This window comes from Streptomyces sp. NBC_01257 (genome assembly GCF_035917255.1).
Classification (GTDB): Bacteria; Actinomycetota; Actinomycetes; order Streptomycetales; family Streptomycetaceae; genus Streptomyces.
In genome coordinates this window covers 1689758-1709986 of sequence record NZ_CP108472.1, presented here as the reverse complement: position 1 = coordinate 1709986, position 20229 = coordinate 1689758, and the positions used below count along the sequence as shown (strand labels likewise).

General features: G+C 71.1%; 22 protein-coding genes. 16 read left to right on the top strand and 6 right to left on the bottom strand.

All coding sequences use genetic code 11. The features are described 5' to 3' along the window. Window positions 1-42 precede the first annotated feature (42 nt). The 6 genes from ribH (at window position 43) to OG408_RS06910 (ending at window position 4872) form a co-directional block, all read left to right on the top strand. Window positions 43-528 (top strand): 6,7-dimethyl-8-ribityllumazine synthase, encoded by a 486-nt coding sequence (ribH, locus tag OG408_RS06935; RefSeq protein ID WP_266776450.1) that lies wholly within the window; start codon window positions 43-45, stop codon window positions 526-528. Window positions 529-563: 35 nt separating this feature from the next. After that, a complete protein-coding gene (locus OG408_RS06930; RefSeq protein WP_018524273.1) occupies window positions 564-836 on the top strand; it encodes a phosphoribosyl-ATP diphosphatase in 273 nt (90 codons plus the stop codon). A gap of 68 nt (window positions 837-904) precedes the next feature. Beyond that, a complete protein-coding gene (hisG, locus tag OG408_RS06925; RefSeq protein WP_326668900.1) occupies window positions 905-1753 on the top strand; it encodes an ATP phosphoribosyltransferase in 849 nt (282 codons plus the stop codon). A gap of 20 nt (window positions 1754-1773) precedes the next feature. Beyond that, complete coding sequence (locus OG408_RS06920) at window positions 1774-2226, top strand: PH domain-containing protein (RefSeq protein WP_266776448.1); 453 nt, start codon at window positions 1774-1776, stop codon at window positions 2224-2226. A gap of 184 nt (window positions 2227-2410) precedes the next feature. Then, window positions 2411-3778, top strand: coding sequence for a hemolysin family protein (locus tag OG408_RS06915; protein ID WP_326668898.1), 1368 nt, complete (start codon window positions 2411-2413; stop codon window positions 3776-3778). Next, complete coding sequence (locus tag OG408_RS06910; RefSeq protein WP_285566158.1) at window positions 3775-4872, top strand: hemolysin family protein; 1098 nt, start codon at window positions 3775-3777, stop codon at window positions 4870-4872. Before OG408_RS06915 ends, OG408_RS06910 begins: the two co-directional genes overlap by 4 nt. A gap of 53 nt (window positions 4873-4925) precedes the next feature. Here the strand turns inward: OG408_RS06910 and OG408_RS06905 are convergent, their stop codons facing one another. After that, entirely contained in the window at window positions 4926-6839 is a 1914-nt protein-coding gene (locus OG408_RS06905; protein ID WP_266776445.1) for an AAA family ATPase, read from the bottom strand. 359 nt (window positions 6840-7198) lie between these two features. After that, window positions 7199-7828, bottom strand: a complete 630-nt coding sequence (locus OG408_RS06900; protein WP_266776444.1) for a uridine kinase family protein — start codon at window positions 7826-7828, stop codon at window positions 7199-7201. 174 nt (window positions 7829-8002) lie between these two features. Here OG408_RS06900 and OG408_RS06895 point away from each other — a divergent pair, with 174 nt between their 5' ends. Continuing rightward, window positions 8003-9373, top strand: a complete 1371-nt coding sequence (locus OG408_RS06895; RefSeq protein WP_285566161.1) for a peptidase C39 family protein — start codon at window positions 8003-8005, stop codon at window positions 9371-9373. 252 nt (window positions 9374-9625) lie between these two features. Further along, window positions 9626-10018 carry a TOBE domain-containing protein gene (locus OG408_RS06890; RefSeq protein ID WP_266776442.1) on the top strand — a complete coding sequence of 131 codons (393 nt, stop codon included), beginning with the start codon at window positions 9626-9628 and terminating at the stop codon, window positions 10016-10018. Between the two features lie 63 nt (window positions 10019-10081). Here the strand turns inward: OG408_RS06890 and OG408_RS06885 are convergent, their stop codons facing one another. Next, window positions 10082-11659 (bottom strand): PucR family transcriptional regulator, encoded by a 1578-nt coding sequence (locus OG408_RS06885; protein ID WP_326668896.1) that lies wholly within the window; start codon window positions 11657-11659, stop codon window positions 10082-10084. A gap of 242 nt (window positions 11660-11901) precedes the next feature. Next, a complete protein-coding gene (locus tag OG408_RS06880; protein WP_266776440.1) occupies window positions 11902-12384 on the bottom strand; it encodes a molybdopterin-dependent oxidoreductase in 483 nt (160 codons plus the stop codon). A 138-nt stretch (window positions 12385-12522) separates the two neighbouring features. On the opposite strand from OG408_RS06880, the gene OG408_RS06875 reads away from it, so the two are divergent. The 6 genes from OG408_RS06875 to OG408_RS06850 all read left to right on the top strand — a co-directional run bounded on the left by OG408_RS06875 (window position 12523) and on the right by OG408_RS06850 (window position 16982). Further along, complete coding sequence (locus tag OG408_RS06875) at window positions 12523-12933, top strand: TOBE domain-containing protein (protein WP_326668892.1); 411 nt, start codon at window positions 12523-12525, stop codon at window positions 12931-12933. A 35-nt stretch (window positions 12934-12968) separates the two neighbouring features. Beyond that, entirely contained in the window at window positions 12969-13790 is an 822-nt protein-coding gene (gene modA / locus OG408_RS06870; protein WP_326668891.1) for a molybdate ABC transporter substrate-binding protein, read from the top strand. Then, the gene (gene modB, locus OG408_RS06865) at window positions 13787-14647 is read left to right on the top strand and encodes a molybdate ABC transporter permease subunit (protein WP_326668889.1); all 861 of its coding nucleotides are present in this window, start codon (window positions 13787-13789) and stop codon (window positions 14645-14647) included. Before modA ends, modB begins: the two co-directional genes overlap by 4 nt. Continuing rightward, window positions 14644-15732, top strand: coding sequence for an ABC transporter ATP-binding protein (locus OG408_RS06860; protein ID WP_285566169.1), 1089 nt, complete (start codon window positions 14644-14646; stop codon window positions 15730-15732). The genes modB and OG408_RS06860 overlap by 4 nt, the downstream gene beginning before the upstream one ends. Window positions 15733-15982: 250 nt before the next feature. Further along, window positions 15983-16756 (top strand): class I SAM-dependent methyltransferase, encoded by a 774-nt coding sequence (locus OG408_RS06855; protein WP_285566171.1) that lies wholly within the window; start codon window positions 15983-15985, stop codon window positions 16754-16756. A 70-nt stretch (window positions 16757-16826) separates the two neighbouring features. Continuing rightward, a complete protein-coding gene (locus OG408_RS06850) occupies window positions 16827-16982 on the top strand; it encodes a hypothetical protein (protein ID WP_326668885.1) in 156 nt (51 codons plus the stop codon). 40 nt (window positions 16983-17022) lie between these two features. Here OG408_RS06850 and OG408_RS06845 read toward each other — a convergent pair whose 3' ends face one another. Beyond that, a complete protein-coding gene (locus OG408_RS06845; protein ID WP_326668882.1) occupies window positions 17023-17472 on the bottom strand; it encodes a hypothetical protein in 450 nt (149 codons plus the stop codon). A gap of 302 nt (window positions 17473-17774) precedes the next feature. Between OG408_RS06845 and OG408_RS06840 the strand changes: the two genes are divergently transcribed. Further along, window positions 17775-17960 (top strand): hypothetical protein, encoded by a 186-nt coding sequence (locus OG408_RS06840; protein WP_326668880.1) that lies wholly within the window; start codon window positions 17775-17777, stop codon window positions 17958-17960. Between the two features lie 342 nt (window positions 17961-18302). Further along, window positions 18303-18455, top strand: a complete 153-nt coding sequence (locus tag OG408_RS06835) for an SCO1431 family membrane protein (protein WP_266776425.1) — start codon at window positions 18303-18305, stop codon at window positions 18453-18455. Between the two features lie 290 nt (window positions 18456-18745). On the opposite strand, the gene OG408_RS06830 is transcribed toward OG408_RS06835, so the two are convergent. Then, window positions 18746-20020, bottom strand: a complete 1275-nt coding sequence (locus tag OG408_RS06830; RefSeq protein WP_326668877.1) for a glycoside hydrolase family 18 protein — start codon at window positions 20018-20020, stop codon at window positions 18746-18748. Between the last annotated feature and the right edge of the window lie 209 nt (window positions 20021-20229).

The following is a 20229-nucleotide window of genomic DNA, read 5'->3' as shown; positions in this document are numbered from 1 at the left end:
TCAGCACGTCCCAGCAGTCATCCGATCGAGATAGGCAGAAACATGAGCGGCAAGGGCGCACCCGAACTGTCCGTACGCAACTGCGGTGACCTGCGCGTCGCCGTCGTCGCGGCGCAGTGGCACGAGAAGGTCATGGACGGGCTCGTCGACGGTGCACTGCGCGCCCTGCACGAACTGGGCATCGACGAGCCGACCCTGCTGCGGGTCCCCGGCAGCTTCGAGCTCCCGGTCGTCGCGAAGGTGCTCGCCGGACGCGGGTACGACGCGATCGTCGCCCTCGGCGTGATCATCCGCGGCGGCACCCCGCACTTCGAATACGTGTCCCACGGAGTCACCAACGGCCTCACCCAGGTCGCGGTCGACACCGGCGTCCCGGTCGGCTTCGGCGTCCTCACCTGTGACACGGAGGAGCAGGCACTCGACCGGGCGGGCCTGGAGGGGTCCAACGAGGACAAGGGGCACGAAGCGGTCACCGCCGCCGTGGCCACCGCCACCACACTGCGCTCGGTCAGCGAACCCTGGCGCTGAGTGCGGGTCCGGGACCCCGTATTCTTAAGGACATCATGGCGAACAAAACCTTCGAAGAGCTCTTCGCCGAGCTGCAGCTCAAGGCCGCCAACGGCGACCCCTCCACCTCGCGTACCGCCGAACTGGTGGACAAGGGCGTGCATGCCATCGGCAAGAAGGTCGTCGAGGAGGCCGCCGAAGTCTGGATGGCCGCCGAGCACGAGAGCAAGGACGCCGCCGCCGAGGAGATCTCGCAGCTGCTGTACCACGTCCAGGTGATGATGGTCGCGCGCGGAATCTCCCTCGACGACGTCTACGCCCACCTCTGAGCACGACCACCGCACCGCACCTGTCCTTACGTATCCAGACACCCCTGTCGCAAAGGAAACCCGACCTCATGCTGCGCATCGCCGTCCCCAACAAGGGTGCTATCTCCGGGCCTGCGATGGCGATGCTGCATGAGGCCGGCTACAAGCAGCGCAAGGAGTCCAAGGAACTCGTCCTGGTCGACCCCGAGAACCAGGTCGAGTTCTTCTACCTGCGCCCGCGCGACATCGCGATCTACGTCAGCTCGGGCCGCCTCGACATCGGCATCACCGGCCGCGACCTGCTGCTGGACTCCGGTGCCGAAGCCGAGGAGATCCTCCAGCTCGGCTTCGCCCGCTCCACCTTCCGCTACGCCACCAAGCCGGGCACGGCCGCGGGCCCCGAGGACTTCGACGGCATGACGATCGCCACGTCCTACGAGGGCATCGTCGCCAAGCACCTGGCCGAGACCGGCGTCAACGCCTCCGTCGTCCACCTCGACGGTGCCGTGGAGACCGCGATCGAGCTCGGCGTCGCCCAGGTCATCGCCGACGTCGTCGAGACCGGCACCAGCCTGCGCAACGCCGGACTCGAAGTGATCGGCGAGCCGATCATGAAGTCGGAAGCGGTCGTGATCCGCCGCAAGGGCGCTCCCGGCGACGAGCCCAAGGTCCAGCAGTTCCTGCGCCGTCTCCAGGGCGTCCTGGTGGCCCGCAGCTACGTGATGATGGACTACGACTGCCGCGTCGAGCACCTGGAGCGCGCCGTCGCCCTCACCCCGGGCCTGGAGTCGCCGACCATCTCCCCGCTGCACCACGAGGGCTGGGTCGCCGTCCGGTCGATGGTCGCGTCCAAGGAGGCGCAGCGGATCATGGACGACCTGTACGACCTGGGCGCCCGCGCGATCCTCACCACGGCCATCCACGCCTGCCGCCTCTGACGGCGGGGACGGAAGAGACCATGTCAGCCCCCGTACTCCCCGACCTCCCGGTCACCTTCCGGCCGACCCGTACCCGGGTGGTCCTGCTGAGCGTCGGAGCGGTGATGTTCGCCGTCATCACCGTCGTCGCCTTCACACTGGAACAGCTCAGCGGGGGAGAGCGGGCCAGTTTCGTCTTCACCGCCGCGCTGTTCTTCGGCGTCCTGGCGCTGCTCAGCCGCCCCAGGGTCGTCGCGGACGACAGCGGGGTGACGGTGGTCAATCTCACCCGCTCCCGGCGGCTGTCCTGGGCGGAGATCGTGCGCGTCAACCTGCGCGCGGGCGACCCGTGGGTCTTCCTCGACCTCAGCGACGGCACCAGCATGCCGGCCCTCGGCATCCAGCCCGGAATCGCCAAGGAGCAGGCCATCCGGGACGCCCGGGCGCTGCGCGCCCTCGCCGAGAACCACGGCACCGGCAACGACAACGGCTGAGCCCCCTGCCCCGCACGGCCTCTTGTTGATTACTCTGGAGGGCGGCGGCGCCCTGTGCGCCCCGCCCCGCACCAGAGGCCCCCGAGGCCTGCGGGGCTTTCCTGCGACCCAAGGAGTGACTCCCTCCAGCAATGGACGGATCGTCCGGTAGTACCTGCGCCGCCCCTTCTGTGGAGGCGGCGGCATGACCACCCCCCTGCTGCTTCTCAGCGCGGCATTCCTTCTCATCCTCGCCAACGGGTTCTTCGTGGCAGCCGAGTTCGGGCTCGTCACCGTGGAACGGGCGGACGCCGAACGCGCCGCCGCCGAGGGCGACCGACGGGCCCGTACCGTCGTCGACGCCCTGCGCGAACTCTCCTTCCAGCTCTCCGGCACCCAGCTCGGCATCACCATCACCTCCCTGGTGGTCGGCATGCTCGCCGAGCCGGCCCTCGCCCAGCTGCTGGCCGGACCCCTCGCCCTGACCGGTCTGCCCGACGGTGCCGTCCCCGGCATCAGCGTGGTCCTCGGCATGCTGCTCGCGGCCGCCGTCCAGATGGTCATCGGCGAACTCGTACCGAAGAACTGGGCGGTCTCCCGGCCGCTCCAGGTCGCCCGGTTCGTCGCCGCACCCCAGCAGGTCTTCACCCGGGTCTTCCGCCCGGTGATCGGCCTGCTGAACACCGTCGCCAACCGGCTGGTCCGGCTGCTGGGCGTCGAACCGACCGAGGAGCTGGCCTCCGCCCGTACACCGGGCGAGCTCGTCTCCCTCGCGAAGCACTCGGCCGAGGCCGGCACCCTCGAACAGGACACCGCGGACCTCTTCGTACGGACCCTGTCGCTCGCCGGGCTCACCGCCCAGCACGTGATGACCCCGCGCGTGAAGGTCAGTGCGCTGCAGTCCACCGCGACCGCGGCGGACGTCCTCAACCTCACCCGTGCCACCGGCCTCTCCCGCTTCCCCGTCTACCGGGAGCGCATCGACGAGGTCGTCGGCATGATCCACCTCAAGGACGCGCTGGCGGTCCCCGTCCAGGACCGGCTGCGGACCCCGGCGGGCCGGATCGCCGTGCCGCCGCTGCTGGTGCCCGAGACGCTGCCCGTCGAGCAGCTGCTCCAGCGGCTGCGCAAGGAGCAGCCGATCGCCGTGGTGGTCGACGAGTACGGCGGCACCGCCGGGGTCGTCACCCTGGAGGACATCATCGAGGAGCTCGTCGGTGAGGTCAGGGACGAGCACGACGCCGTGGGCGCCGACCGTCCCGAGCTGGGCCCCGCCGCCCCCGAGGACGGCCGGCCCGCCTGGGACGCCGAAGGCAGCTGCCGGGTCCTCACCCTGCGGCGCATAGGCCTCGACGTACCCGACGGCCCGTACGAGACGGTGGCCGGACTGGTCGCCGATCTGCTGGGCCGGATTCCCGCCCCCGGCGACCGGGCCGAACTGCCGGGCTGGCGGATCTCCGTCCGCCAGGTGGGCCACTACCGGGCCGAGAAGGTCCGCTTCGTGCGCCTGTCCGAGCCCTCCGGGGCCGTCTCCGAGCACGGTTCCCGCGGTGTTCTGGAGGCCGCACGATGAGCCTGGTCCAGTTGGTCTTCGCCGGACTTCTCGTCCTGGCGAACGGCTTCTTCGTCGGCGCGGAGTTCGCTCTCGTCTCCGTGCGCCGCAGTCAGATCGAACCCCTGGCGGCAGCCGGGTCGGGCCGGGCCCGGCAGGTGCTGTACGGCCTGGAGAACCTGCCGCAGATGATGGCGGCCGCCCAGTTCGGCATCACCGTCTGCTCGCTGACCCTCGGCGCCGTCGCGGAGCCGACCGTCGCCCGGCTGCTGGAGCCGGTCTTCCACGCGGCCCGTCTGCCCGAGGAGCTGGTCCATCCGCTCGGCTTCGTGCTGGCGCTGGTCTCCGTCGTCTTCCTCCACCTCGTCATCGGCGAGATGGTCCCGAAGAACCTGGCGATGGCGGCCCCGGAGAAGACCTCGCTGTGGCTCAGCCCCGGCCTCGTCGGCTTCGCCCGCCTCTGCCGCCCGGTCACCTCGGCGCTGGGCGCCTGCGCCCGGCTGGTGCTCCGGCTCTTCGGGGTCGAGCCCAAGGACGAGGTGGAGGCCGTCTTCACCAGCGAGCAGCTCAACCGGCTGGTCGAGGACTCCGGACAGGCCGGACTCCTGGAGCCGGAGGCGCAGGAACGGCTGGGGGACGCCCTGGAACTGGGCAGCCGCCCCGTCACCGAGGTGCTGCTGCGCCGGGCGAACCTGGTGACGGTGGACCCCTCCGTCACCCCGCGCCGGATAGAGGAGCTCACGGTACGGACCGGCTACTCGCGCTTCCCCGTCTGCGCGGAGGGCGGCGGCCCGTTCATGGGCTACCTGCACGTCAAGGACGTCCTCGATCTGGAGGACGGCGAGCGGGCGGTCCCGCAGCACGTGTGGCGCCCGATGGCGACCGTCCGGGCGGAGCTTCCCCTGGACGACGCCCTGACCGTGATGCGCCGCGCGGCGACGCATCTGGCCCAGGTCGCCGACGCGTCGGGCCGGGTCCTCGGCCTGGTCGCCATGGAGGACGTACTGGAGATGCTGGTCGGGGAGGTACGTGACCCGGCGCACCGGGTCACGGAGCCCCGCCGCAACGAGGACCGGCAGAGCGGCTCGGACGAACTGTCCGCCCTGGTCGGATAGCGCGCGCCGCCCCCGGCCGCCGGGTCGCACCGGTGGCCGGGGGCGGTCGCGTCTCACATCTCCGGCGGCTCCTGCCGGCCCCGCCCCACCGGGCCCCGGCCCGACAGCACCTCGCCGTACGCCTGCATCAGATCCGGCAGCCGCAGCGTCGCCAGATCGTCCCGCGTCGGCACCGTCGTGTATCCCGAGAGCCGCAGATCGCGGTAGGCGCAGCTCTTCTCGTACAGGGTGCGCAGGAATCGGCCGTTGCCCAGCTCGTCGAGCCAGCCCTGGTCGACGACATGGCCGCTGATGGAGCGCAGTTCGTCCAGTGACTCCTCGTCCCACGCGTCGCCGTTCTCCGCGGCCAGCACCTCGCCGATCGAGGTGAGTTCCAGCGGGCGGTAGCTGGGGAAGTCCACCCGGGTGGTGAAGCGCGAGGAGAGACCGGGGTTGGTGGACAGCAGCCGGTCCATGCCCTCCGGGTAGCCCGCCAGGATGACGACGAGATGGTCGCGGTTGTCCTCCGCGCGCTTGAGGAGGACCTGCAGCGCCTCGTCGCCGTACGCGTCGCCCTTGCTGTATCCCGTGTTGGAGAGGCTGTACGCCTCGTCGACGAAGAGCACCCCGCCCAGCGCCGAGTCGATCAGCTCATTGGCCTTCACCGCGGTCTGGCCCAGGAACTCACCCACCAGGTCCGCCCGCTGCGCCTCAACCAGATGGTCCCCGCCCAGCAGGCCCAGCGCGTAGAACACCCGGCCCAGAATCCGGGCCACCGTGGTCTTGCCCGTCCCGGACGGTCCCGAGAAGACGAAATGCCGCTTCGGCGGCTGTACGGGCAGCCCCTGGCCCGCCCGCAGCCGCGCCATGTTCAGCTGCGCCGACAACGCCTTGACCTGGCGCTTCACCGGCTCCAGGCCGACCATCCGCTCCAGCTCCGCCAGCGCCTCGGCGAGCAGCACCGGATCGCTGGGCCCGGCCGGGAAGGGCTGCGTCGCCGGCCGGCCCGGGACCGCGGTCTTCTCCCGGGCCCCGCCCGCCGGCGGCACCGCGATGCCCGGCAGGTCCTGCGGCTCGCCGCCGGGACGCGGTTCCCGTCCGTCCACCAGATCGGTGCCCAGCAGCGAGTCGCCGTCCGGCTGCGCCTCGGCGAACGTGCCGTCGGCGCCCAGACCGGTCAGCGAGACGGCGGCCAGGCCCGATGCCTCCTCCGAGCCGTCCAGACCGTCGTAGTCCGCGATCGCCGCCAGCCGTGCCGAGGTGTCCATGAACGCCGGGTCGATCCGGTGGACCGCCCGGTACAGCGGCAGCGCGGCAGCACTGCGGCCGGTCCCCTCGTGCGCCCGGGCCAGCCAGTAGCGCAGCTCCTTGCGCTGCGGCTGCTCACTGCGGCAGCGCATCAGCGCGGTGGCCAGCAGCGGCTCGGCCTGCCCGTACATCTCCAGCCGCACCCGCGCCATGCCGCCGAACAGCCCGGCCTCGATGCCGAGCAGCGGATCCTCGATCAGCTGCTCCGTATGGCGTACGAGCTGTTCCCAGTCCTTGACGAGGTAGGAGCGGCAGGCGTGCAGGAAGCGGACCTGCGGGTCGGCGTCCACCGGCGGCAGACCGGCCAACGCCCGGTCCAGCTCGGGCACATGGCGGCCGTCCAGCCAGTGCGAGGCGTGCGCGAGCAGCAGGTCGCGCGGGCTCTCCAGCACCGGCTGAACCCACCAGCCCAGCCAGTACCAGGAGTTGAGGGTGCGGCGGTGCCGCCCGCGCTGATCGCCGAAGCGGTCGCGGTGGCGGTACATGTGCAGTAAGGCCGTCGTCGTGTCGACCCGCAGCGCATGGAGGCCGAGCCAGGCGTCCGCCATCCCGGGATCGAGGCGCACCGCCGCTCTGAACTCCTCCTCGGCCTGCGGGTAGGCGCCCATCGTGTAGGCGTCCACGCCGCGCAGCCACGCGAGGTCGGCCGGGGCCTGTGCGCCCTGCGTGCCGAAATCCATCAGGTCCCCCACAAACCGTGCCCCCAGGATGTCCCGCCGCACGACAGCCCGCCGAGGCGCGCCGAATCACTGTGCCATGGACGGGAATTGACCGCACCGAGAGGCATCGTACCTGCGCAGGGAGTGTGCGACTAAGGGCGCCGCAGGCCCAAGACCTACCGTGACCCAGGGTGAGCGGAAGGGGGTGAAGTGCGGCCGGAATGCGGGGTGGAGCACAGAACGAAGCCCCCGATCACGGGGGAACAACCGGGGGCTTCGCGTCTGCGGGGGCTCCGAAAAGCCGCACATTGAGAACGTAAGACCTGTACCGGCCCCGGGTCAAGCGGAGTTGAGGTACTTCCGGGCCGATTTCCGACTGCTCAGTATGGCGGTGCGGGCTGATCACTTTGGGTGACGGAATGGTTCGTTCCTGCTGTCGTTGGGGACCACTCCTGCCACTCGTACCCCACAGGCAACTGGCGTACCAGAGCATCGGCGGAGGGGCGTGAGGGATCGGCCGAGAAATGGGCTTCCTCGGCGGCCGTCCAGCCGTCCCAGAAGCCGCTCAGCGCCGGCCCGTCCCGCCGCCGGCCCCGCGCCCAGGACTCCGCCGCCGGGAGGTCCATCCACAACAGGTGGGCCAGCGCGGGCCGCAGGGCCCGCCGGCCCGCCCCCACGCCTTCGATCAGCACCACCGGTGCGGGGTCCAGGGTGCGCGGCGGCCCGAAGCTACGCGCCGTCCAGTCGTACGGCGCGTAGCGCGCGGTCTCGCCGCGCGACAGCGGCCCGGTCACCTGCTCGCTCAGCCGGCCGGTCCAGCCGAACAGTTCCTCGTGGGTGGCCAGATCGTCCAGATGCAGCACCGGGGCGTCGTCGAGCGCCGCCGCGAGCCGGGCGGCGAAGGTGCTCTTGCCCGATCCCGCGTGGCCGTCGACGGCGATCAGCCGGACCGGCCCGCAGGACGGCGGCAGGGCGCGCAGCCGCGCGGCGTGGCGGGAGAGGTCGTTCATGCCCCCAGCCTACGAGCCGGGGTGAAGCAGCCGCAGGTCACGCCAGTGGTGGAGACCAATATTGGTCGTTCGACGCGAGCCGAATCGCTGGCCGAACCGGGTACGGACCCGCAATAGTTGGCCCACTGTCGTGTACCTGCAGCCCCATTCCGCTTACGACCGGGGGTCTCGCCCATGCCCAGTCCGACCTCACGCAGAACCGTGCTCACCGCCGCGATCGCGGCAGCGGCCGGCGCCGGAGCGCTGTCGTCCGCCGCCTCCGCAGCCGCCGCGGCACCGTCCCGTCACCCGCACCACGCACCCTCGGCGGCAGCCTCGCTCGTGGACAACCACGCATGGACCACGTACACCGACTGGCGCTGCGGTTCCGGCGCCGGTACCCGCGCCGTCGCCGGCCGCCGGGCGGGACTGGCGATCGCCCACCCGCTGGGGCGTACCGACTACACCGACCCGCACACCGGTACGACCGCCGCCTGGGAGTACGCGACCTGGACCTCCCCGGTCCACCGCTCCGCCGTCCCGGCCACCGAGGTCATCGCGTCCTGGAACGCGGACACACCGGCCGGCACCTGGATCCAGATCGAGCTGCGCGGCAGCTACTCGGACGGCACCGAGACCCCCTGGTACGTCATGGGCCGCTGGGCCGCGGGGGACGGCGACATCCGCCGCACCTCCGTCGACGACCAGACCGACGGCAAGAGCTCCATCTGGACCGACACCTTCTCGGTGGACGACGCGGCGAGCGGCCTGCGGCTGCTGTCCTACCGGCTGCGGCTGACGCTGTACCGCACCCCGGGCACGCGGCTCACGCCCACGGTGTGGCGCCTGGGCGCGATGGCCTCGGACATCCCCGACCGCTTCACCGTGCCCGCCAGCACGCCCGGACTCGCCCGCGAGCTCCCCGTGCCGCGCTTCTCGCAGAACGTGCACGTGGGCCAGTACCCGGAGTACGACAACGGCGGAGAGGCGTGGTGCAGCCCCACCTCCTCGCAGATGATCATCGAGTACTGGGGGCGCAGGCCCTCCGCCGACGACCTCTCCTGGGTCAAGCCCGGTCTTGAGGACCCGCAGGTCTGCCACGCGGCGCGGTTCACGTACGACAACCAGTACGAGGGCTGCGGGAACTGGCCGTTCAACGCCGCCTACGCCGCGACGTACCCGGACATGAGCGCCGTCGTGACCCGGCTCGGCTCGCTGAAGGACCTGGAGACGCTGATCCGCGCGGGCATCCCGGCCATAACGTCGCAGTCGTTCCTCAAGGAGGAGCTGACCGGCGCCGGCTACGGCACCTCGGGCCACCTGATGACGGTGATCGGCTTCACCGAGGACGGCGACGTGATCGCCAACGACCCCGCGTCGCCGGACGACGAGGCGGTGCGCCACGTCTACAAGCGGCACGAGTGGGAGACGATCTGGCTGAGGACGAAGCGCTACAACGCGAGCGGCAGTGTGGTCTCGGGCACGGGCGGCGTCTGCTACCTGTACTGGCCGGCCGACCCCACACCGGCTCAGCGCCGGGCGCTGCGTTCGTTCGGCCTGCTGTGAGCATGTAGGGGCTCACGGCCACCTCGACCCCCTGGCGGCAGTGCTCGTGGCCGTCCTGTGCGAGGTGGCCGTACCGGCCCACCGTGACCTTGACCGGGCGATGCCCGGGGCGGCGGGACACCCCGTGAACGGAGGCGTCGCCGTGCGGCATCCACTACCGTGCCGCAACCGGCGACGGGCCCTGCCCGCCCCCTTGCACGGTCACACGGATGCGTACGAACGGCTCGCCTCCGATCGCATAGGTTGGCGCGCATGCAGTCCTACACAATCGGCCAGGCAGCGCGTCTGCTTGGCGTAAGTCCAGACACCGCGCGCAGGTGGGCCGACGCCGGGCGAATGGCCACGCGCCGGGACGAGGGCGGGCGGCGCCTCATCGAGGGCAGGGACCTGGCGGCCTTCTCCGTCGAGCTTGCCAAGAGTGGCGACGGGATGGACGCCCCCTACACCTCAGTGCGCAACGCGTTTCCCGGGATCGTCACCGCGGTCAAACTCGGTGACGTTGCCGCCCAGGTGGAAATCCAGGCCGGGCCGCACCGCCTGGTGTCACTGCTGACGCGGGAGGCCGTGGAGGAGCTGGGGCTGGAGGTCGGCGTGGAGGCCACCGCGCGGGTGAAGTCGACGAACGTGCACATCGACCGCACCTGACCGTGCGGGCCTAAGGGCTTCGAGCAGTTCCACCGTCGCCTGGCGACGGGCACTCGGGCAGACCTAACGCGTCCTCGCCGCGTCCGGTTCGAACTGGGCCGGTCCGTGCGGGATGTCGGCGGAGGGGACGGTCTTGTGGCAGAGGAGCGCGGCCCACAGGTCGAGGCGGTCAGCGAGGCGGGACAGGTCCCGGCCGGTGAAGTGCTCGGTGCGCCGGATGCGGTAGTGGACGGTGTTCACGTGCAGATGCAGGACTTCCGCGGTACGAGCCCATGAGCCGTCGCAGTCGAGAAAGGTACGCAGGGTGTGCAGCAGCGGGGCAGCCGACGCGCTCCGGCTGTCGAGGAGCGAGCCCAGAACGGTGCGGCTGAACGCGGTGCGCACCTCCGCGGGTATGCCGGTCAGAAGTGCTTCGAGGCCGGTGAGGGAGCTGGCGTCGACCAGAAGTGAGGCTCGCGGAGCTGTGCTCTGTGCCGAGGCCAGCGCGAAGCGGGCCTCGGCCAGGGCTGCGGCCAGGTCCTGCGGACCGGCGGCCGGTGCGCCGGTTCCCCCGTGCAGGGGCACCGACGGTTCGCATGCGGCGACTCGGGGCCACACCTCGCCCAGGCCGTCGGCGGTGCCGAGTGCGACCGCGAATGCGGTGCCGTCCGGAAGCCGCCCCACAACGGTGGGCCCCGTCCCTGCCACCTGCGCAACAGCCTCTGACAGTGCGTCCTCCGCCGGCCCCGTGCCCTGCACTCCCGTGGTGGCGGTGGCGACGCGGTACGACTCCCCGGTGGTCGGCAGCCCGCAGCTGCGCATCGCTGCCACCACGGTCGCGCTCTCCGCACCGTCTCTGGTGAGCAGCAGGCCCAGTTGGGCCGCCGCCCGGTCCCTGCCGGTCTCTCGCTGAGCCTCCTGTTCCTGGCAGCGGCCCAGAACCGCGGCGACCTCGTGCAGCATCCGGGGCGGCGCCGTGCCCGGATCCGGCAGGTAGAGGTGCCAGCGTTTGTACGGCGTGGTCGCCGATTCCGTGTCGACGGGCACCCTTGCGCCGGTACCACTCGCCAGCAACGCGGCAGCCTTGACGAGGGGAAGGCCGGGTGCGCCGGGTGTCGCCGCGACCGTGCGACCGGTGGCGGTGAGCACGTAGGCGACGGCCCCCTGGCCGAGATGGGTGAACGCGGCTGTGACGACCTCCTCGGGGCTCCCGCCCTGGGCCGCGAGGTGGCTCAGGCGGTTGCGGGCATTCTCGGGCAGTGCGTGGTGGCGGCTCAGTTCGCCCCACTGCTGCAGGTACACCTTGTCGGTGACGGCCCGGAACATGACGTGCGCAGGCACGGCCGCGAGCGGGATGCGGTGCCGTACGCATGCCTCGATCAGGTCGTCGGGGACCGAGCCGTGTGTCTCCTCCCCGGCCAGCAGCACGGCGGCGTCCGCGCTTCGCAGCCCGGCCACGAACCGTTCCGTCCTGCCCTGCTCACTGTCCGGCGTCCACCACACGAGTCCGCTGAGCACTGCCTCCCCCGGACGGACGAAGCGAGCCGGCCCCTCCAGGTCGGTGACTGTCACTCCACTGATCTCCCGGTCCAGCAGCGCTTCCTCGGCCCACAGCAGGCGCAGGCCGAGGGTCTCGTCCCTCAGCAGGTGTTCGACGTGCATGTACTCGGCTCCTCGTACGGCCCGGATCCAGCCGCCCGCCGACTTTGATCCGGGATATTGCATCAGCTAGGTGACTTCAGGTTCCTGCATGGTAAGTGCCAGAAGAAAGGACGGAAACACCTCTTGGCTGATCCTCCATGGATCGGTCGGGAGGTGTGTGTTTCCGTCCGGTGAAGCAGCCGTCCCCGGGCCGGGAGCCACGGTCCGGACGGCGGGGCGCCCGCCCGTGACGGGGCCCGACGTCACTCCCACCTCGAGTACCCGCCGTCCACGCGCACGGCGTTGATGCCGCTGATGTGCCGTCCGCCGCAGCGGTCCTGCGGGAGGACGAGCTGTGAGCCGGTGCGGTCGAGCGGGGCGCCGTCGATGGTCACCGCGAGCAGGACCGGGGCCCGGCCGAAATCCGGGTCGATCTCCGCCCAGGACAGCAGGGTGTGGTGGCCGTCCGCACCGGACACCGCGATCAGGAAGCGCAGACGGTCCTTGCGGCGGGCCGGATCGAAACGGGGGAGGGCGCCCGCGAGCACGTCGTGCAGCAACGGGCCGGTGAAGCGGTGGTGCTGGACACCGCTGGTGGCGCACTCGAAGCTGACGGCGGCCTCGTGCTGAGGCCAGGCGAGCAGGTCGGACACCGTCAGCCTGGCCGGACGGGCCAGGTCGCCGGTGAGGGCGATCTCCGGCACCGGGCCGGCGGTCGTACCGACGGCTGTGAGGGACTGGCTCACGGGCTACCACCTCCCCGGTCAAGCTACCCGGGCGCAGACCCCGTACAAACGCACATACCAGCCACAGCAATCCTGGCTCTACCTCATGCGAAGCGACAGCAGACTTTTCCCTCGCATCTGCGGCAGTATCATCTGCGCATGCACACCTACCGGATCGGGGAAGCGGCCACCCTGCTCGGTGTCAGCGCCGACACCGTGAGGCGCCTCGTCGACGGCGGGAAACTCACCGCCGAACGCGACGAGCTGGACCGCCGGACCATCCCCGGACGGGCCCTGGCCGCCCACGCCAAGTACATGCACCGTGTGGAACGGGAGTCCGCGGCCTCCTCGGCCCGCAACCGGCTCTCCGGCATCGTCACCGATGTGCTGCTCGGCGGCGTGTCGGCGCAGGTGGAGATCCAGGCCGGGCCGTTCCGGGTCGTGGCGCCGGTCAGCCGCGAGTCGGCTGAAGAACTGAAGCTGGAGCCCGGTGTTCCGGCGGTTGCCGTGATCAAGTCGACCAACGTGGTCGTCGAGAGACCCTGGACGGTCCGCCAGGACCGCAGGTGATTGTGTCCGTCAGGACAAGAGGGAGCAGAACCGTGATGACCCGTACCGCGCGCCGGACCCGCCGGACACTTCAGGTGGCCGGTGCCGGCGCCGCTGCCCTGCTGGCCCTGAGCGCATGTTCGTCGTCCGACGACTCCTCGTCGGCCACTTCGGACTCCTCCGCGTCCTCGTCGGACAAGCTGTCCGGGACGGTGACCGTCTTCGCCGCCGCCTCCCTCAAGGAGAGCTTCACCGCGCTGGGCAAGGAGTTCGAGAAGGAGAACCCCGGCACGAAGGTCACCTTCAGCTTCGGCGGCAGCGACTCCCTCGCCGCGAGCATCACCGGCGGTGCCCCGGCCGACGTGTTCGCCTCTGCCAGCCCCAAGACGATGAAGATCGTCACCGACGCGGGCGACGCCTCCGGTACACCCGCGACCTTCGTGCGCAACCAGCTGGAGATCGCCACCCTGCCGGGCAACCCGGACAAGGTCTCCTCCCTGAAGGACCTCACCAAGTCCGGCCTCAAGGTGGTCCTCTGCGACAAGGAGGTGCCCTGCGGCGCCGCCGCCCAGAAGGCCCTCGACGCAAGCAAGCTCAAGCTCACCCCCGTCTCCTACGAGCAGGACGTCAAGTCCGCGCTGACCAAGGTCGAGCTGAAGGAGGCCGACGCGGCCGTCGTCTACAAGACCGACGTGCACGCGGCCGGCGACAAGGTGGAGGGCGTGGACTTCCCCGAGTCCGCGGACGCCATCAACGACTACCCGATCGTCGAGCTCAAGGACACGAAGAACTCCGAGGCCGCCAAGGCGTTCATCGCCCTGGTGCGGTCGGCCCAGGGTCAGCAGGTCCTGACCGGGGCCGGGTTCCTCAAGCCGTGACGAAGTTCAACAAGGCCGACGCCGCGACCGGCACCCTCCAGGGCCGGCCGCGGCGTCGGCGCGCCCGGACGGGCGGCGGTCGTGGCGTACCGCTGCCACTGCTGGTGCCCGCGCTGCTCGGTCTGGCCTTCCTGATCGTGCCACTGATCGCGCTGCTCGTACGGGCCCCGTGGACCAGTCTGCCCGAGCTGCTGACCAGCGCCGAGGTCTGGCAGGCGCTCCAGCTGTCCCTGGTCTGCGCCACGGCCGCCACCGCGGTCAGTCTGGTCATCGGCGTGCCTCTGGCCTGGCTGCTGGCCCGCGTCGAGTTCCCCGGCCGCGGTCTCGTACGGGCCCTCGTCACCCTGCCGCTCGTCCTTCCCCCCGTGGTCGGCGGTGTCGCCCTGCTGATGGCGCTCGGCCGCAACGGCATCGTCGGGAAGACGCTCGACGACTGGTTCGGCATCACCCTGCCGTTCACCACGGCGGGAGTCGTGATCGCGGAGGCGTTCGTCGCGATGCCGTTCCTCGTCATCAGCGTCGAAGGCACCCTGCGCGCCGCCGATCCGCGCTTCGAGGAGGCCGCCGCCACACTCGGCGCCTCCCGCTTCACCGCGTTCCGCCGGGTCACGCTGCCGCTGATCGCGCCCGGCATCGCCGCGGGCGCGGTACTGGCATGGGCCCGCGCCCTGGGCGAGTTCGGCGCGACCATCACGTTCGCCGGCAACTTCCCCGGCCGTACCCAGACCATGCCGCTGGCCGTATACCTGGCGTTGCAGAGCGACCCGGAGGCGGCCATCGCCCTCAGCCTGGTCCTGCTCACCGTGTCCATCGCGGTGCTGGCCGGCCTGCGCGACCGTTGGATGACAGCAGGATGACCAAGACTCCCGATCCCGCCCGGGACATCCGTGCCGACAGGCCCGAAGAGGGCCTCGACGCCCACCTCGTCGTCGAGCGCGGCACCTTCCGGCTCGACGTGACGCTGACCGTCGCACCCGGCGAAGTCGTCGCCCTGCTCGGCCCGAACGGCGCCGGCAAGACCACCGCCCTGCGCACCCTCGCCGGCCTCACCCCGCTCACCGGCGGCCACCTGCGCCTGGACGGCGCCGCGTTGGAACGCACGCCGCCGGAGTCACGCCCCGTCGGCGTCGTCTTCCAGGACTACCTGCTCTTCCCGCACCTCACCGCCCTGGACAACGTGGCCTTCGGACCGCGCTGCCAGGGCGCGAGCAAGGCGGCGGCACGGGCACAAGCCGCCGAGTGGCTGGGGCGGCTGGGTCTCGCGGACCACGCCGACGCCAGGCCGCGCAAGCTGTCAGGCGGCCAGGCCCAGCGTGTCGCCCTGGCACGCGCGCTGGCCACCCGCCCCCGGCTGCTGCTCCTGGACGAGCCGCTGGCGGCACTGGACGCACGCACCCGGCTGGAGGTCCGATCGCAGCTCCGGCAGCACCTGGCCGAGTTCGAGGCCGTCGCCGTCCTGGTCACGCACGATCCACTGGACGCCATGGTGCTGGCCGACCGTCTGGTCGTCGTCGAGGACGGCCAGGTCGTCCAGGAGGGGGCGCCGTCCCACATCGCCCGCCATCCCCGTACGGACTACATCGCCCAGCTGGTCGGCCTGAACCTCTACCGGGGTACGGCCGACGGCCACACCGTCCGCCTCGATGCAGGGCCCGCCGTCGCGACCACGGAGGACCTGTCCGGCCCGGTCTTCGTCGCCTTCCCGCCGAACGCTGTCACCCTCCACCGCGACCGCCCCGCCGGCGCGAGCGCCCGCAACCTCTGGCACTGCCGGATCGCGGGTCTGGAGACCCACGGTGACCAGATCCGCGCCGACCTCACCGGAGAGCTGCCGCTCGCCGCGGATCTGACCACGGCCTCCGCCGCGGAACTCGACCTGCGCCCGGGGGCGGAGGTCTGGGCGACGGTGAAGGCGACGCAGACCCACGCCTACCCGGTCTGAGGACTCCGGACGAGACGGCCTACGAACGCGCCCCGCAACATCGCCGGCCCCGGCAACTGGCCGGCGGCACTCACGCCACCGCGCCGACGCATCGTCCAAACGCATCGGCGCACATGCAAGAGACTTTGGCCGATCAGCCAGTCATTCACCAGGCACTAGGAGATTCTGTCCGGCAGATGCAAGATGGAAGCCTTCGCTCGGGGCGCGAGTACCGCCGCTCCGGCCAGGCCCGAAAGGCGGAGGTCCCCGGATGGTCATGCACACCTACGACGGCAGGGGTGACGCCGGCTACGGGGCCATCGGATCCCTAGCCGCTCCCGTTCGCCGCCCGGACGGGCGCATCGCCCGCGTCATCGCCCAGGCTCTCGGTGACGCGCGCATCGTCCTCAACGTCGGCGCGGGCACCGGATCGTACGAGACCGCGGCACATACGATCACGGCCGTCGAGCCGTCCCCGGCCAAACGTGCCCGGCGGCCGGCCCGCCTCGCCACCGCCATCGACGCAGTCGCCGAAGACCTCCCCTTCGCCCAGGGACATTTCGACGCGGCGATGGCCCTCTTCAGCGTTCATGAGTGGGACGACGTCGAGGCGGGACTGCGCGAGATGCGACGCGTCACGCGCGGCCCTGTCGCCGTACTGACCTGCGACCCCGCACGCGTGCGCGACTTCTGGCTCTACGAGTACGCCCCCGACGTCCTGGAGATCGAGGCCGGCCGCTACCCGTCCCTGGACCGGCTCACGACCGCGCTCGGCGGAGCCACCACCATCCAGTCCGTGCCGGTGCCGCTGGACTGCACCGACGGCTTCAACGAGGCGTACTACGGCCGCCCCGAGATGCTCCTGAACCCCGCCGCCCGCCAGGGCTGCTCCGCCTGGAGCTTCATCGACGACCGGGCGCGTCAGGACTTCGACATCTCCCTGCGCCGCGCGCTGGGTTCAGGTGCCTGGGACGAAGCCTTCGGCCACCTCCGCAGCCGGCCGGTCTACGACGGATCCCTCGTCCTCCTGCGCGCCACCCCGTGACAAGAACCGAGACGCCTCCGCAGAAGGGGGCGAGGACCGTAGGACCGACTCCCGTTCCGCGAACGAACAGATGGCGAAGGCCCGTCGACAGCTGATGCGCTCGGACGTCGAGGACAACCGCGCCCGCATCATCGCGGCCGCGAGCGCGGCCTTCGCCGCAGCCCCGGAGGCAACCCTCCAGTCGATCGCGAAAGCGGCCGGCGTGGGCGGTGTCGTCGCCCCCTGATGACGGAGGCATGTCCGCGACCGGTCGGAGGGAGAGTGCGCTATTCGGATCGGCGGCGGATCGAGGACAGGAGCCGGCGCATGCCGATCACATGTCCACCCGTTCCGATGACGAGCCATCGGTAGATGCCACCGGCAGGCCCGGGGAAGGCCGCCCGGCTCTCGGCCCTCAACCGTGACCGGCCCGGGCCTGCGTGCTCAATGCGGAAGATCAAGGCGTACGTCGAGAAGCGATGGGCCCCTTGCAGGACCAGCTCACGTCCCGGCACCGCGGCAACCACCCGGAACCCGGGCAGGGTCGAGCCTGCGGCAAGGGGCCGCGGCCCGGACGCCGTGCGGTCGGCGGAGCCGACCAGCCTTGCGTAACCGGCGACGCCGAGGCGTGAGAACGACTCGTCCAGGACTTCACCCAGATGGGACCAGACGACATCGGCCTCCGCCGCGATGACCTCGGCGTGCTCGTCCACGAACGGCAGCGGAGAAGTATCCATCACAGCTCTCCCTTCAGAGGTTGCCACTCCGTGCTCCTGCGCCCGGTCGACGGCCCCGTCACCGACTCCGGCAGCAGCCCGGGCGGTAGGCGGTTACCAGAGGGTCAGTGCAGCACCTCTGACGCCGCGCCGTCTCACGAGTGGCCCTGCCGGCCGGCCGGCCCCGCACCCGCTCGGCGCCGGGCGCTGCCTTCGTTCGGCTTGATCTGATCCGTGCCGGGTGAGAACAGGTGAGCGACGGACCGCGCCTACCTTCGCGATTCGGGGGCACACGGCTTCCACGAACCGAAAGGGAGCACCCCATGCTGGGTATAGCCGCCGCAGTCCTGTTCTTCATCGCATTCCTGATCAACGCAGCCGACATGTCGACCAACGACGTGTTCGCATCGGGCAACATCATGCTGCTCGGTCTGATGCTGCTTGCCCTGCACGTCGCGGGAGTCGGCGCAGGCTGGAGCGCGGGAGGAGGCCGCTCGCGCCGGCGCTGAGTGGCGTCGGAACGGCGCGGGCGCGGCCGCTCACGGATACCGGGCCACGCCTTTCGCGGGAACGCGGCCGGCCCCCCACCGCACGGCGGTGGGGGGCCGGCCTTTCCGTGTCCGCGCCCCGGCACGCCGTGTGGGATCGGGCACAGACGGCGCCGGGCGGCCGGACCCGCCCGCGCACCCGGATCCCCGCCGTCGGCGGGATCCGGCCATTGCGGGTACCCGTCGGCGGGCGCCGTCCCGCCCGCGGCAGTGACGCACGTCTCTACCCCGCGGGTCCGCGGGGCTGGCACTGTGGTCGGGTCCTCGGGGGACACCCACCGTCAGCCGACCGAGCGAGATGCCATGACCGCGACCGCCGCCGCAACCACCACTTCCGCCCGCCGCCGCACCCGTACCGGCGGGCCCGAGGACCGCTCCAAGCTGCTGGAGAACCTCGCCGGCTGGACGCTCGTCGTCGTCATCGCCATGCTCGTCACCCAGCTCGGCCTGATGTGACCGCCTCGCGGGCCGTGACGCCCCGGGGCGGAGCCACGACGTGAGGCGGGGCGGAGAGCCCGCCCGGCTCCCCGCCCCGCCTCCAACCCGTGCCCGTGAGACCTAGGGCCTCTCGTTCGGATCATGCCGGGCTCGCGGGCCCCGGCACACGCATCTGCCGCGTTGTCGTCAGTCGCCCATGCTCTCGGCTTCGCTCGAGCAGGGGAGACCCCATCCGACTCCCTCCTCCGCCTTGCAGCTGCACGCACCGGACCCCGCTCCCTGATCCAGCCAGATCCAAACGAAAGACCCTAGTTGATCGCCTTGATCAGCTCGCCGTTGGTGGTGTCACCGCTCAGCTCCCAGAAGAAGGTGCCGCCCAGCCCCTGCTCGTTCTTGTACGCCATCTTCGTGCCGATGGTGGCGGGGGTGTCGTAGCTCCACCAGTTGGTGCCGCAGTGCGCGTACGCCGTGCCGGCGACCGTTCCGGTGGCGGGGCAGCTGTTCTTGAGGACCTTGTAGTCCTCGATGCCCGCCTCGTACGTGCCCGCCGCCGCACCGGTGGCCGTGCCGCCCGGCTCGTCCTGGGTGACGCCCGTCCAGCCGCGGCCGTAGAAGCCGATGCCGAGCAGCAGCTTGGACGCCGGGACGCCCTGCGCCTTCAGCTTGTCGATGGCCGCCGTGCTGTTGAAGCCCTCCTTGGGGATGCCCGTGTAGGAGGTGAGCGGGGAGTGCGGGGCCGTCGGGCCCTTCGCGTCCCAGGCGCCGAAGAAGTCGTACGTCATCGGGTTGTACCAGTCGACGGACTTCGAAGCGCCGCCGTAGTCGACGGCGTCGAGCTTGCCGCCCTCGGAGCCGTCCGCGGTGATGGCCGAGGTGACCAGGTTGTCCGTGCCGAACTTGGAGCGGAGCGCCGCCAGCAGGTTGCCGTAGGCGTCACGGCCACTGGTGTCGCAGGTCAGACCGCAGGCGTTCGGGTACTCCCAGTCGATGTCGATGCCGTCGAAGACATCGGCCCAGCGGGGGTCCTCCACCAGGTTGTAGCAGGACTCGGCGAACGCGGCCGGGTTCTGCGCGGCCTCACCGAAACCGCCGGACCAGGTCCAGCCGCCGAACGACCAGATCACCTTGAGGTCCGGGTGCAGCTTCTTCAGCTTGCGGAGCTGGTTGAAGTTGCCGGCCAGATCCTGGTCCCAGGTGTCCGCGACCCCGTCGACCGACTGGTCGGCGGTGTAGGTCTTCTCGTAGTCGGCATAGGAGTCGCCGACCGTGCACTTGCCGCCCTGAACGTTGCCGAAGGCGTAGTTGATGTGCGTCAGCTTGTCGGCCGAGCCGGAGGTCTCGATGTTCTTGACGTGGTAATTGCGGTCGTAGACACCCCAGTTGGTGAAGTATCCGACCACCTTGCTGCCGGCCGCTGTGGGGGCGGCCGGTGCTGCTGCCGGTGCGGCCGCCTGCGCGGCGGCGGGGGCCGCGCCTGCGGATCCGGTGCCCGCGACGCCCAGCAGGGCGGCGCCCAGGGCGGCGGTACAGGCGGCAGCGGCGAGGGCCCTGAGGCGGGCTCCCGGGCGATGCAGTCCGGTCATGGTTGCTCCTCGTGGGGGAGGGGACGTGCCAGTGGACGGCCGGCTCTCGACGACATGCGAACGCGCACCTGTGGAGCGGACGTACGGTCGCGCGGACACGAATGCGTACCCGTCGGTGCACGCAGACGAACTTGGCATGAACGCGGAAAGCCGGTTTCGCTGGGAACCGTAGATGGACTAGACCAGTCGGGTCAATGGTTCGGACCAAT